Raw genomic sequence first — 14,240 nt, forward strand, 5'->3', positions numbered from 1 at the left:
TGATCAAAGCGCTCTTCTAAATTATGATTTTCCACATTTATCTCCTTTATTAAAATCAGATTACTTCTTTTGCTTTAACAGTTGTCGTCTCTTTTATACTTCGCCTTCCTTCATAGGCCTGTTGCCATTCTGGATGTGCATTTTTAGGGCCAAGCGCATAAGGCTCAAATTCATCCACTTGTATGACATCATTACTACGGATATTTGCCTCTTTTAATACAGCTGCATCGCGTTCAGAAATAATCCCTTGATATTGTGCCTGTTCGATCAATTGCTCCCATGGACGATCAGGCAGCTGACCTGCTTTAATTGCCTTTTTAATTTTCTTTTGACCAGGGATGGCATTTAAAACAGCCTTAAAGGCAAGCTCTACTCGGCCAACTGGATCTTTATGATCATTTGGTACATAACACATATCACGCATTCGCTGACGGGTGCCTTCATTATAAAGTAAGGCTTGTGATAGTTTTTTATCTAAAAGATCAGAAGGTTTTTTATAGGTTCTTCCATATGGGAAAGCTATAAATCTTAACACACTGGCTAAGGCTTTATTTGGGAAATTTCGCAAAGTATCAAGCAATGCGCTTTGTGCTTGATGTAAAGCATATTGCAATGACCAGACAACAAATACATCATCACATGCTTGCTCATTATTGTCTTTATAATACTTTAATACAGCACAGGCCATATATAAATAACTCATCACATCACCAAGACGTGCGGAAAGTCGCTCTTTTCTTTTTAATGCACCACCTAATGTAATTAACGATATATCGTTGATGCAGGCATAAACGCAACTTAATCGTGTGATACGTTTATAGTACCAGTTAAATTTTGAATTATATCCACGGGCAGTCACACCACAGGTAAGCCCATGCCAAAATGTCCGCAATGTATTTTTAGTTAAGTACCCAATATGCTTTTTCATTAAATTAGAGAATTGCTCAAAACCTTTTTTCTCATTTTTTTCCATTAAGCTTTCGCTCTCTGCACGAATAAAAGGATGACAGCGCATCGCGCCTTGGCCAAAAATCATTAAATTACGCGTCATGATGTTTGCCCCTTCAACCGTAATCCCGATTGGTGTTGCCTGATAGCCTCGCGCAAGATAATTATTTGGCCCCATGATAATACCACGTCCTGCATGGATATCCATCGCACGGTTTAAAATATCCCGCCCAATTTCAGTTAAATGATATTTAGATATTGCTGAGGCCACTGCAGGTTTTTTACCGGCATCTACAGCGGCCACAGTAAACTGGCGTGTTGCATTTGCCAAATAGGCTAACCCACCCATTTGTGCCAGTTTTTCTTCAACACCTTCAAAATGACCTATTGCAGTTTTAAATTGATGCCGCACCATGCTATAGGCTGAAGTTGTGACTGTTGATAACAAGGCATTTGCCGTGCCACAGGCAGGTAATGAAATCGCGCGGCCCACCGATAAACATTCAATCAGCATACGCCAACCTTGGCCTGCCATTTCTTGACCGCCGATAATCCAATCAATTGGAATAAATGCTTCTTTGGCACGGATTGTGCCATTCATAAACGCTTGATCTAAAGGAATGGCACGGTTTCCAATCTCAAGCCCTGGATGATCATGTGGCAACAAAGCACAAGTAATACCTTCTTGACCTGTGTTTTTTAATAATTTATCCGGGTCTTCTAATTGAAATGCTAAACCAACAAGCGTTGCCACAGGTGCTAAAGTAATATAACGTTTATTAATATTTTCAAGGCGGATACCTAATACCTTTTTGCCTTCAAACTCACCATGACAAACAATCCCTTTATCAGGCAAAGAGGTTGCATCTGATCCTGCTGTTGGCCCTGTTAGGGCAAAACAGGGAATATCAATGCCTGCAGCAAGCCTTGGTAAAAACTTTTGCTTTTGTGCATCTGTACCATAGTGATGTAATAACTCTCCAGGGCCTAAAGAGTTTGGCACCATGACAGTTACTGCAGCTGAGACACTTTTGGTTGCAATCTTCATCACAATTTCAGAATGTGCCGCAGCAGAGAAATCTTTGCCCCCATATTCTTGACGAATTACTAGACCAAAAAATCCCTGCTCACGCATATATGTCCACACTTCTTCAGACAAATCGCGATCCACATGTGTAATTTGCCAGTCATCCAGCATATCACAAAGCGTTTTTGTTTCATTATCCAAAAAATCCTGCTCTTCTTGACTTAATGTAAATGCCTTGCTTTCATGTAAAAGCTTAAAATCAGGCTGGCCTTGAAATATCTCTTTCTCAAACCAGCAATCACCTGAATCCAAGGCAATCTGCTCAGTTTTAGAAATCGGTGGCATCGATTTTTTGCTGGTTTTATAAATCTTGTGAATCATTATGTATCCTCCTGCCTGTTATTGTATTGCTGCTTCTTCAACATAAAGATCAATAAAAGGCTTATTACCCGCAACAGTGGCATAATCATCTGGGTTTTTACCCATTTTTTTAATGAGATCCACATCAAGAAAATATTCACCACTGACATTTAACGCTGTGAAAATATGATATGCAGCATCAGCCATAATTCGTGGATCACGCGTATGAGCCAATGCTTGATCTCCGCCTAGGACAAATTTCACAGCCGCCGTATTAAGCAAAGTTGCCGGCCAAAGTGCATTTACATGGATGCCATCGGCCTTAAATTCATTTGCAAGGCCTGTCACCATCATTGATGAGGCAAATTTACACAATGTATACGCCGTATGGTTACCAAACCATTTTGCCTTCATATCTACCTTAGGCGCAATATTTAAAATCTGTTTTACTGAGGATTTTTTTAAAAATGGATAGGCATACTGGCTCATAAAGAAACTGGATCGAACGATGATTTGATGCATAAGATCAAAGGCTTTTTCACTTACCTCAGTGCAAGACTGCAAATATAGCGCACTTGCATTATTTACCACAATATCAATATGACCAAAGTGTTGTCCAATTTGCTCAATATGCTTTTTTAATGCATCGAGATCTCTGACATCGCACACGATTGGAAAGACGCTTTTTGCACCGGCCGCTTTGACTTCATCTGCTGCAGAGTGAACAGTACCGGGCAGTTTTGGATGCGGCTTATCTGTTTTACCAATAATCACCACGTGTGCACCATCTTCGGCCGCTTTAATTGCAATGGCTTTGCCAACACCTCTTGTGGCACCGGTGATTACAATAACTTTCCCTTCTAGTGTTGTCATAACATACTCCTTTGACACGATCTGTAATAAAAATACTTAACAACGCCTAGCATATAACAACCTTGGTAGAAAATTAAGCATGATCACATAAAATCATGCTAAAAATGCTGCAGATGCAACATGAAAATATTTTCATATGTAAAATTATTTACAACGATGCGTAAAGCGGCTTACAATAACCTGACTGCCTTCACATTACTTTGCAAGATAACTTGTGAGTTGATACCAGGGCAAAACTAAGTATTTTATTGTTTTACCTTTAAAGTCAAACCATGGAGTGTTTCATGACCGAGAGATTATGGATAAAGAATTACCCTGAAGGGGTGCCTGAGGAAATAGCGCCTTCAAATGAAACGATCACTTCCCTTTTTGAGAAAGTGACACAGAAATATCCAGATAGAATTGCATTAACCTGTCATGACCATGATGTAAGCTTTCAACAAGTCAACTATTATGCACAAAAACTTGCATCCTTTTTACAAAACGAATGGCTGCTTAAAAAAGGGGATCATGTCGCGGTAATGTTGCCAAACCTTTTGCAGTTCCCTGTTACTATTTTTGCGCTTTTAAAGCTTGGCTGTGTTTTTGTTAACATCAACCCACTATATACAGCATCTGAGGTTAAACAGATTCTTCAAGACTCGCAGGCAAAAGCCATCATTGCGTTAGATGTTTTTGCGCATCACATCGAGCAAGTCCAGCCAGAACTCCCGGATTTAAAACATATGATGACAACAAAGCTTGCTGATCTATACCCTTTTCCTAAAAAACAGATCATTCACTTTGTTGCCACATATATAAAAGGGATGAAGCCAAAATACAATAAAGCAAAGTTTGATCATTTTCATAACGCACTTACTTATCAAAAACCCTTTGATAATGCAAGCGTTCATATCCAACCCGAAGATATGGCTTGTTTGCAATATTCAAGTGGCACCACCGGCACACCGAAAGGCACTATTTTACTTCATAAAAATATCGTTGCCAATGTCCAGCAAGTCTGGGCATGGATCGGTGTTGAAATTGCGCTTGATCAACAAGTGGTGATTGGTGCTTTACCGCTTTATCATATCTTTGCATTGACAGCAAATCTTTTTACTTTTTACTTGACAGGCTCAAGACAAGTATTAATTCCAAACCCACGTGACATAAAATCACTTGTTAAAACTTTAATAAAAACACCTTTTACGATTTTCAACAGCATTAATACACTCTATGCTGCCTTACTGCATAACGATACATTCCGCCAGTCTCATTTCCCGCATTTTAAACATACCTTAAGTGGTGGCATGTCAACAACAAAGCGTGTTGCAGATGACTGGAAAGCAGTAACGGGTGTTGAAGTAAAAGAAGCCTATGGCTTATCTGAGATGTCACCGGCAGTCACAATCAACAAATTTAGCGATGGCCCTTTTAATGGTACCGTAGGCTATCCATTACCAAGCACGCTTGTGTCTATCCGCGATAAAGATGGCAATGAGCTGCCCATTAATACAAATGGAGAAATCTGGGTTACAGGGCCACAAAAATCACCTGGATTCTGGCATTTACCTGAAATTAACACAGAGCATTTCACCGAAGATGGCTGGCTTAAAACAGGCGATATAGGCTTTTTAGATGAAAAAGGACGCTTAACCATTTCAGGTCGTACGAAAAATATGTTAATCGTTTCAGGCTTTAATGTCTTTCCTAAAGAGGTTGAAAATGTGTTACTGCAAATGCCGCAGGTTAAAGATGCAGCTATCGTTGGCACACCAAGCCATAGCACAGGCGAAAAGCCCGTTGCTTTTATCGTGTTAGAAAAAGATCAATCGCTAACAGAAAAAGAAGTCATCGATTTTTGTCACACACAACTTGCACACTACAAAACACCAAAAACTATTTTCTTTTTAGACGAGTTGCCTAAAAGCCCAGTTGGTAAAGTACTAAAGCAAGATTTAAAGAAAAAATACTTAACACAAGAAGCAGAAACGGCCTGATTCTTTTGATATTTTTCATAGGATTTTCATTATTTTTTCCTTATGATATGGACTTATGTTGATATTAGATGAAGGAAAAACAATGAAAATCATTCTTCTTGGCCCACCTGGGGCTGGAAAAGGCACACAGGCAAAAAAAATTGAGCAGCATTTCAAAATCCCACAAATCTCTACCGGCGATATGCTAAGACAAACGATAAAATCGGGTTCTGAAACAGGGATCAAGCTTAAAAAGATCCTGGATGCCGGCGAGCTTGTTTCTGATTCATTTATCATTGAAATTGTTAAAGAGCGCATTGCAAAAGACGATTGTAAAAATGGTTTTATGCTTGATGGCGTGCCGCGAACAATCAATCAAGCAGAAGCCTTAAAGAAACTTGGGGTAAATATTGATACCATTATTGAAATCCAACTGGATGACCAGATCATCATCAATCGTATGGCAGGTCGTCGAATTCATCCTGAATCAGGTCGTACTTATCACATTGACAATAACCCACCTAAAGTCCCTGGAAAAGATGATATTACAGGTGAACCACTTATTCAGCGTGATGATGATAAACCCGAAACCGTAAAAAAACGTCTTGAGGTTTATCATGCACAAACTGCACCGCTGATTGAATACTATCACCACTTCACACCAACAAGCCAGATACAAAAACCAGACTATATTGTTGTTGATGGCGGCCAGGATGTGGAAAAAGTCGCTGATCAGATCATTAAAACACTCGAGCAGACACATGGCATTAAGCGTGTATATTAATCTATGAACTTAAACCAATTCACTTGTCATTTATAGCTGACAGGTTAAAATACCTACCATATGCTGATATTACCGTAGATCTATGTCATTACTTGATTATTCTCGAAATATTTATTCAAATGCGATTTCATCAGGCCTTGGCCTTGGGTTAAATGAATATATTCATACAGATAAGGCGCCACAACTTATCATCGCTGAAAATGCACAGTTAGCCCAGCGTCTTTGGTATGAGCTGGGCTATTTATTGCCAGAAAAAGAAATCTTATTTTTTCCGGATTTAGAGATTTTACCTTTTGATCATTTTTCTGCATCTGAAGACATTATCTCAACAAGATTAAATACGCTATACCAAATGGCGCAACAAAAGCACTTTATTGTCATTACCAGTGCCAATACCCTGCTCAAATACTTACCGCCTAAAGCATTTTTACAAGCCAACAGTCTATTGCTTAAAAAAGGCGAGCATATTGATTTAACCGATAAACGAAGACTATTGGAATTAGCAGGCTATCAATGTGTAAATCAGGTATTAGCAAGAGGTGAATTCAGTATTCGAGGCAGTATTTTAGATATCTTTCCAATGGGCTCAGATGATGCCTTTCGTATTGATTTATTTGATGATGAAGTCGATAGTATCCGCACATTTGACCCTGAAACACAAAAGTCCCTACAAACGGTTAAGGCTATTCATATCCTGCCCACACAGGAATTTATATTTAATAAATCCACACTGGATACTTTTGCAGCAAACTGGTTTGAGCATTTTCCGCATTCAGATACTGATAATCCTGTCTACCAAAAAACAATGGATAAGACCGTTGTTGGTGGTATTGAGTTTTATTTGCCTTTTTTCTATGAGCAATGTGCTGATATTTTTGACTATCTGCCAGAAAACACGGTTATTCATACCGTTTATCAGACTTATGAAGCTCAACAACGCTATTTTAATGACATTAAAGAAAGACATGATCAGTTAAGCCATGATCGCATGCGCCCTATTCCTTCTGTTAGTACCATTTATTTAACACCAGATGAATATGCACAAAGACAAACCAGGTTTTCAAGCATTAAATGGCTTTTGCAGCAAAAAACAAAATCCCATAAACTCCCCTTTCAAAGCATCGATGACATACATGTTCACTATCAATATAAACAGCCATTTCAAAGGCTTTTAGATTTCCTTGATGAACATACCTTTAAAAAAGTGATCTTTTCAGCCGATAGTATCGGGCGGCGTGAAATTTTATTTGAGCACCTGCAAAAACTTAACCTGCACCCAACGTTTTGCAACACCTGGCAGCAAGCAATAGATAGTCAGCAGGACATAATCATTATCACCTCACCACTGATAGAAGGCGTTGTCATTGCAAAAGACACCGTCTTGATTACTGAGTTTGATTTATTTGCCAATCACATTGTAAGCTACAAGCGAAAAACCAAGTCATCCGCACAAGCGCACATGGGTGTTGCGGTTAAGGATTTATCTGAACTAAAGCCAGGCGCTGCAGTTGTCCATATTGAACATGGCGTTGGCCGTTATGATGGTTTGACAAAGCTTGAGCTTGGCAGCCAGGAAAATGAATTTCTTACCTTGGTTTACAAGCATGAAGAAAAACTTTATGTTCCTATCCATTCCTTGCATTTGGTCACTCGCTATAGTGGTACTGAGCTTGAGCATGCCCCTTTAAACCAGCTTGGTTCTGATAAATGGGAAAAACAAAAGGAAAAGGCGGCACAAAAAATCAGTGACGTCGCAGCTGAGCTTTTAAATATCTACGCACAAAGAAGCATGAAAAAAGGCTTTGGTAATTTGTTTGATGAGAAAGCTTATCTTGCCTTTAGTGAAGGGTTTGTCTTTGAAGAAACCGAAGACCAGGCACAGGCAATTAATGATGTCATCAAAGATATGATTGCTGAAAAACCAATGGATCGATTGATTTGTGGTGATGTTGGTTTTGGCAAGACAGAAGTTGCCATGCGTGCAGCATTTATTGCCGTGTATAATAACAAGCAAGTTGCCGTTTTAGCACCAACGACACTATTGGCACAACAACACTTTGATAATTTCAAAGATCGCTTTAGCGAAATGGGTGCCAATGTTGATGTTTTATCTCGCTTTAAAAGCACAAAGCAGCAAAATGAAGCGATTGAAAAGTTAAGCAAAGGCCAGATTGATATTATTATTGGCACACACAAATTACTATCCGATAAGGTTAAATTTAATAACCTTGGGCTATTGATTATTGATGAGGAACACCGCTTTGGTGTTGCACACAAAGAAAAAATGAAATCATTTCGTGCCAATATTGATATTTTAACCATGACGGCCACACCGATTCCGCGCACATTAAACATGGCTTTTTCGGCAATCCGTGATCTATCGGTTATCTCAACACCGCCGGCAAAACGTCTATCGGTAAAAACGTTTGTTAAAACACAAAATACCAGCGTTATTCGTGAGGCAATATTACGCGAGATATTGCGTGGCGGCCAGGTGTATTATTTGCATAACCAGGTTGAAACCATTCATGACAAACTTGAGGCTTTGCAGCAGCTTTTCCCGCAGTGCCAGATTGCAATTGCGCATGGTCAAATGCGTGAACGCCAGCTCGAAAAAGTCATGTTTGACTTTCAGCATAACCGTTACCAGGTTTTACTTTGCACGACCATTATTGAAACAGGTATTGATATTCCTAACGCCAATACCATTATTATCGAGCGCGCTGATCGTTTTGGCCTGGCACAGCTTCATCAGCTTCGAGGCCGTGTTGGCCGCTCTCATCATCAAGCCTATGCATACCTTTTAACACCACCATTTGAATCACTGCAAAAAGATGCTAAAAAGCGCTTAGAAGCAATCAGTGAAACCGCATCAATCGGTGGTGGATTTATGCTTGCTAATCACGATTTAGAAATTCGTGGTGCCGGTGAGTTATTAGGTAAAGAGCAAAGTGGAAACATGGAAGGCATCGGCTTTAATCTTTATATGGAGTTATTACAAAAAACCGTTCAGGCACTACAAAGTGGTCAGCAATTTAATGCGGATAAGCTTATGCAATCCCTTAATAGCGGCTGTGAACTTGAACTTAGAATCCCGGCACTTTTCCCTGAAAACTACATTTTTGATGTACACACAAGGTTAGGCTTATACAAGCGGATTACCAGCGCCAAAGATCATCAAGACTTAGATGAAATTAAAATTGAAATCATTGACCGTTTTGGACCAATACCACCTTATGGTGACCATTTATTTCAGCTTGCACACTTAAAACTTGATGCCACAAGCCTTGGCATTAAAAAAATTGACATGCATTCAGCCGGTGGGAAAGTAGAATTTCACACACCTTTGCACTTTGATCCTGTTATTTTAATTAAGGTTGTTCAAATGCAACCAGGGGATTTTAAATTAAACCAGCAACAACAGTTATTGATTAAAAAGCCGCTTAAAGAGGCCAAGCAGAGAATTGATTTTATTGCAGCCCTTTTAACAAAACTAATGAAAGGTCATAAAAAGTGCGGAACTTCAAGCAAATAATACAAAGCTCAGCAGGAATTTATATGATAATCAAATTCACCTAAGCATTATTTTCTGTTAAAATCTGTGGAAATTTAAAATAAAAATAATAACGTAAGGAACAAGATTATGAGCAAACCCGTGAATATCTCCGATAATGAATTTAACCAGGAAGTTTTACAAAATAACGGCACTGTTTTAGTTGATTTCTGGGCACCCTGGTGTGGACCTTGCAAAATGATTGCACCTGTTCTTGAACAAGTTGCTGAGCACTATGGTGATCAGGTGAAAGTCGTTAAAATCAACGTGGATGACAACCCATTAACACCACAAAAATATGCTGTGCGTGGCATACCAACCCTTATGGTCTTTAAAGACGGTGAAAACGTTGAAACAAAAGTTGGCGCAGTACAAAAATCTCAATTGATCTCTATCATTGACAATCATCTTTAATTTCGCTACATTCAGCAACTGAATTCCTAACTTTTCCCAATTGGATGTAAACTAAAGAGAAAATTGAATGAATCTAACGGATCTTAAAAATAAATCAATTCCTGAGCTTATGGAATTGTCCCAAGCTTTAGGTCTTGAGACAACTGGCCGTGCAAGAAAGCAGGAAATCATATTTAATATATTAAAAGCGCATGCCGATAAAGGCGAAGATATTTATGGTGAAGGTGTTTTAGAGGTGTTGCAAGATGGCTATGGCTTCTTGCGTTCATCTGATACTTCCTATTTTGCCTCCCCTGATGATATTTATGTTTCCCCGACTTTTATTCGCAAGCTTAACTTACGAACCGGTGATAGCATCATTGGTAAAATTCGCCCACCGAAAGATAATGAACGTTACTTTGCCGTTAAACACATCGACAGTGTGAACTTTGACTCACCTGAACTTGCAAGAACCAAAGTTTTGTTTGAGAACCTGACACCAGAATATGCAAGAGAGCGCCTGTCAATGGAAGTGGGTAATGGTTCAAGTGAAGACATTACCGCACGTGTTATCGATTTAGCAGCGCCCTTTGGTAAAGGTCAGCGTGGATTGATCGTTGCCCCACCAAAAACGGGGAAAACAATTATGATGCAAAATATCGCTTCATCTATTGCAAAGCGATATCCAGAGTGTTACCTGATTGTATTATTAATTGATGAACGTCCTGAAGAAGTAACAGAAATGCAACGCTCTGTTCGCGGTGAGGTTGTTGCCAGTACATTTGATGAACCTGCTGCAAGACATGTTCAGTTAGCTGAAATCGTTATTGAAAAAGCAAAACGACTGGTAGAGCACAAACAAGATGTTGTTATACTTTTAGATTCAATTACACGTTTGGCGCGCGCCTATAATACCGTTTCTCCTGCCTCAGGTCGCGTATTATCTGGTGGTGTTGAGGCAAATGCTTTACAAAAGCCAAAACGCTTTTTTGGTGCTGCAAGAAATACGGCAGAAGGTGGAAGCTTGACCATTATTGCAACATCACTTGTTGAAACTGGTTCTAAAATGGATGAAGTGATTTTTGAGGAGTTCAAAGGTACAGGGAATATGGAGCTTCACTTAGACCGTAAAATCTCTGAAAAACGTGTTTATCCTGCAATTAGTTTTGCACGATCTGGAACACGCCGTGAGGAGCTTTTAACGACTCAGGAAGAACAACAGAAACTATGGATTTTACGTCGTATTCTCCATGAGATGGAAGACACCCAGGCAATGGAATTCTTAACTGAGCGCCTAAGAAAAACAAAAACAAATGAAGAATTTTTCAACATTATGAAGCGTGGCTAAGCCATAAAGTTTTTATTTGTTTTTACTTGCAAAAAAATTATTTATTTTCTAATCTTTAACCACGACTTTTCAATGAAGAAATAGTCGCACACCTGCCACAAATATATCTTAACTTGCAATAATAATCCTTTTGTAGCAGGTGTATTTTACCTTGATCTTTTTGCTGCACTACATGCCCACCGGCCTCGAAAAACCACGAAAATGGTTTATAGCAATAAAGTGATGGAAAAGTAAATCGTGTTAAACAACAAGAAGGAAATAACCATGGTTAAGAGACTTTTAATCACCGGCGCACTATCAACCACCCTACTCATCTCAAGCACAGGATTCACCGCAACAAACTCTGTTATTAGCTGTGACGGTAAGAATGTAACCCTTGGCATGAGTGTAAAATCGTTAATGGATATATGTGGAAAACCTTTTTCTGAGTATAACCGCACAAACAAATCTTATGTGAAATATAAGACACTGGCAGGGACGGTTGAAACTGAAACCAAATTTAAGTTTGTCGATGATAAACTTGTTTCTATTTCCTATGAACAAGAAGATGAAGCCAAGGAAAGCTAAAGCACCTTTGCTCTAACCTTCTCCTGCATTTTTTGCCTTAACCCCATCTTTATTTTATTAATCTTCCTCAAAAGTCTGCTTACACTTTAGATTTTGTTTCATGAAACAGGCTTCTGATCGCTTTAGCTTGCGGGGTATTCTTTGCATAAATATAATAACTTTGCACATCAGCAATACGCTCTAAAACAATATGATTAATATTTAACAATCCTTCTCGTTCTTTTTCTGTCAATAAAGCCGTAGGCAAAAATCCATAACCAATGCCCTGCTGTATTGCATGCAGGATTGTCGTATAAGATGAAAAATGCAAACGGTTATTTAACTCATAAAATTGGTGAGAATAGGCAGTTTGTAAAATGAACTTTAAATCAGATAATTGTTTTTTAATCTCTTTATCAGCATCGATAATTTCTTTAGCAACATAAAGGTCCATTTTTATTAATTTATAAGGTACCACCTGAAAAGGTTGCGGTTTCAATAATTCCAACTCATCTGGATCTAAAACAACTAAAGCAACATCAATTTGATAGGTTTGTAGTAATTGTAGTTGTGTATTTTTATCTTGAATCATTAAATCATAGCAAAATGATTGATCGTGTTGTAAAAGGTGATTTATATTTTTAAAAACATCATTCTCAAAGATTGCAGAAAGTGCAATTTTTAACTTCACTTTTCTTTGTTGTAAATGCGGTAGCTCAATGTTGTTAATACGGTCCAACTCATTTAAAACCGGTTTAACCAGATGGTAAAAATGCACCCCCTTATCCTGTAATATCAAACGATTATTGCGCCGATCAAACAGACTAAAGCCAAGCTGTGCTTCTAAATTCTGAACCTGCTTTGTCAAAGCAGGTGGTGTCAAATGGAGCTTGTGGGCACTTTTGGTTAAACTTTTTAGCTCTACAATCGTAACAAATACGCTTAATTGTTGTAATGTATAGTTCATTTCTAGATTGCTATTAAATTTTTATTAATAATAACTTAAATAGTATTCAATTTAAATTAAAATTTTTCTGATATAAGATATGAAAATCGCCATATTTAAGGCAAAATCATGCAAGCTTTTTTTACAACCTCAAAAAGATAGCAACCTTAAAAAAGCGTTATCATTTATTATTGAAGAAAGTACCATTAAGGGGGAAATATGTACAAAATAAAACTTCTCATCTACCTTTTAGCATTATTATCCATTCTAAGCGTTAATATCTATTTGCCAGCTATGCCGGTGTTACAGTCTATACTACACACAAGCAAAGCAAATATTGGATTAACAATCAGTTTTTATATGCTAGGGCTTGCCATAGGTATTCCTTTTTACGGTGCGGTATCTGATCATGTACCACTTAAAAAGGTCATTGCTTTTGGTATTATTTTATTTATCCTCGCAAACACCTTAGCAATGCTCTCATCAAATATTTTTGTCTTTATTACAGCAAGAGCACTACAGGGCTTGAGCGCTGCAAGCGCACTATGTTTATGGCAAGTCATCACATTCAAACACTTTGCTGAGAAACATGCACGGCATATTATCAACTCAGGCTTTATCTGTATTGGTGCAATGCCTGCGATTGCGCCAATTTTAGGTGGCGTTATATTGTCACTCTCAAACTGGCGTGTTATTTTTATTACATTAACGATACTATCGTTTATTATCCTTTTGCTTATTACAAGCCTGCCTAAGCAATCACCCAAAAAAGACAACCAAATAAAGCAGCCCCACATTATTTTATCTGTACTTAAACAATACCAACACGTATTACTGGATGTACGATTTCTAATACTAACACTCGCAAGTGCCTCAATATATATAGGTGTTTATGTTTATTTGACCGAAGTTCCTTTTTTACTTTATAAATTGGGTTATACGGCGAAACAAATGAGTTTGTTTTTTATTCCAATTTCTATTGCCTTTATTACAGGTGGGCTGATTTCAAAATCCATGCTTAAAAGACATGTAAGCTTTATTCGTATTTTCACCACTTCAGTAATCCTTTATATCATTGCTTTTTTGATCGTGATGATTACAAAACTCCTAGCGCTCCCCTTATCTGGCTGGATGCTTGCAATTCCCTTTTTTGTTTTAACAATTGGCTCAGGGATAGGCATGCCAAATGTAATTAGCCAAGCCTTATCACTACACCCTAAACGACGCGGCACAGCTGCTTCAATGATTGGGCTAATTCAAAATTCAGCCGCATTTTTATTTAGCTCTATTGGCGCTTATCTAACACATTATGGCTATGCTGGGCTAATTATTTCTTATGCGGTATTAACTGGCTTACTCAGTCTATGGTTTGTTACCTATTTAGCGGTGCATTTTCATCATAAAATCCATGTTCATGAACCTGCAACCACTAATGTATAAGAAAACTACTCCAATGATAAATCCGCTAGTACTGCATTGGTTTGCTCCCGACTTTGACACTTTT

The 14,240-nt window shown here is 38.3% G+C and carries 10 protein-coding genes; 7 read left to right on the plus strand and 3 right to left on the minus strand.

Annotated elements, in window-relative coordinates; genetic code table 11:
- Positions 1 to 55 precede the first annotated feature (55 nt).
- Both DNK84_RS01640 and DNK84_RS01645 read right to left on the minus strand, forming a co-directional pair.
- The gene (locus DNK84_RS01640) at positions 56 to 2,356 is read right to left on the minus strand and encodes an acyl-CoA dehydrogenase (protein ID WP_119342837.1); all 2,301 of its coding nucleotides are present in this window, start codon (positions 2,354 to 2,356) and stop codon (positions 56 to 58) included.
- 18 nt (positions 2,357 to 2,374) lie between these two features.
- Positions 2,375 to 3,208, minus strand: a complete 834-nt coding sequence (locus DNK84_RS01645) for an SDR family oxidoreductase (RefSeq protein WP_119342838.1) — start codon at positions 3,206 to 3,208, stop codon at positions 2,375 to 2,377.
- Positions 3,209 to 3,492: 284 nt separating this feature from the next.
- Here DNK84_RS01645 and DNK84_RS01650 point away from each other — a divergent pair, with 284 nt between their 5' ends.
- From DNK84_RS01650 to DNK84_RS01675, 6 genes are all read left to right on the plus strand, one after another.
- Entirely contained in the window at positions 3,493 to 5,187 is a 1,695-nt protein-coding gene (locus DNK84_RS01650; RefSeq protein WP_119342839.1) for an AMP-binding protein, read from the plus strand.
- 82 nt (positions 5,188 to 5,269) lie between these two features.
- Positions 5,270 to 5,950, plus strand: coding sequence for an adenylate kinase (adk, locus tag DNK84_RS01655; protein WP_119342840.1), 681 nt, complete (start codon positions 5,270 to 5,272; stop codon positions 5,948 to 5,950).
- Between the two features lie 82 nt (positions 5,951 to 6,032).
- Positions 6,033 to 9,485, plus strand: a complete 3,453-nt coding sequence (gene mfd, locus DNK84_RS01660; RefSeq protein ID WP_119342841.1) for a transcription-repair coupling factor — start codon at positions 6,033 to 6,035, stop codon at positions 9,483 to 9,485.
- Positions 9,486 to 9,593: 108 nt separating this feature from the next.
- Entirely contained in the window at positions 9,594 to 9,917 is a 324-nt protein-coding gene (trxA, locus tag DNK84_RS01665; protein WP_119342842.1) for a thioredoxin, read from the plus strand.
- Between the two features lie 67 nt (positions 9,918 to 9,984).
- Positions 9,985 to 11,244, plus strand: a complete 1,260-nt coding sequence (gene rho / locus DNK84_RS01670) for a transcription termination factor Rho (RefSeq protein ID WP_119342843.1) — start codon at positions 9,985 to 9,987, stop codon at positions 11,242 to 11,244.
- Between the two features lie 264 nt (positions 11,245 to 11,508).
- Positions 11,509 to 11,811 (plus strand): DUF2845 domain-containing protein, encoded by a 303-nt coding sequence (locus DNK84_RS01675; protein ID WP_119342844.1) that lies wholly within the window; start codon positions 11,509 to 11,511, stop codon positions 11,809 to 11,811.
- Positions 11,812 to 11,890: 79 nt separating this feature from the next.
- Here the strand turns inward: DNK84_RS01675 and DNK84_RS01680 are convergent, their stop codons facing one another.
- Positions 11,891 to 12,757, minus strand: coding sequence for a LysR family transcriptional regulator (locus DNK84_RS01680; RefSeq protein ID WP_119342845.1), 867 nt, complete (start codon positions 12,755 to 12,757; stop codon positions 11,891 to 11,893).
- Positions 12,758 to 12,955: 198 nt separating this feature from the next.
- Between DNK84_RS01680 and DNK84_RS01685 the strand changes: the two genes are divergently transcribed.
- Positions 12,956 to 14,176, plus strand: coding sequence for an MFS transporter (locus DNK84_RS01685; protein WP_119342846.1), 1,221 nt, complete (start codon positions 12,956 to 12,958; stop codon positions 14,174 to 14,176).
- Positions 14,177 to 14,240 lie beyond the last annotated feature (64 nt).

The organism is Facilibium subflavum (assembly GCF_003574485.1).
Classification (GTDB): domain Bacteria; phylum Pseudomonadota; class Gammaproteobacteria; order Francisellales; family Francisellaceae; genus Facilibium; species Facilibium subflavum.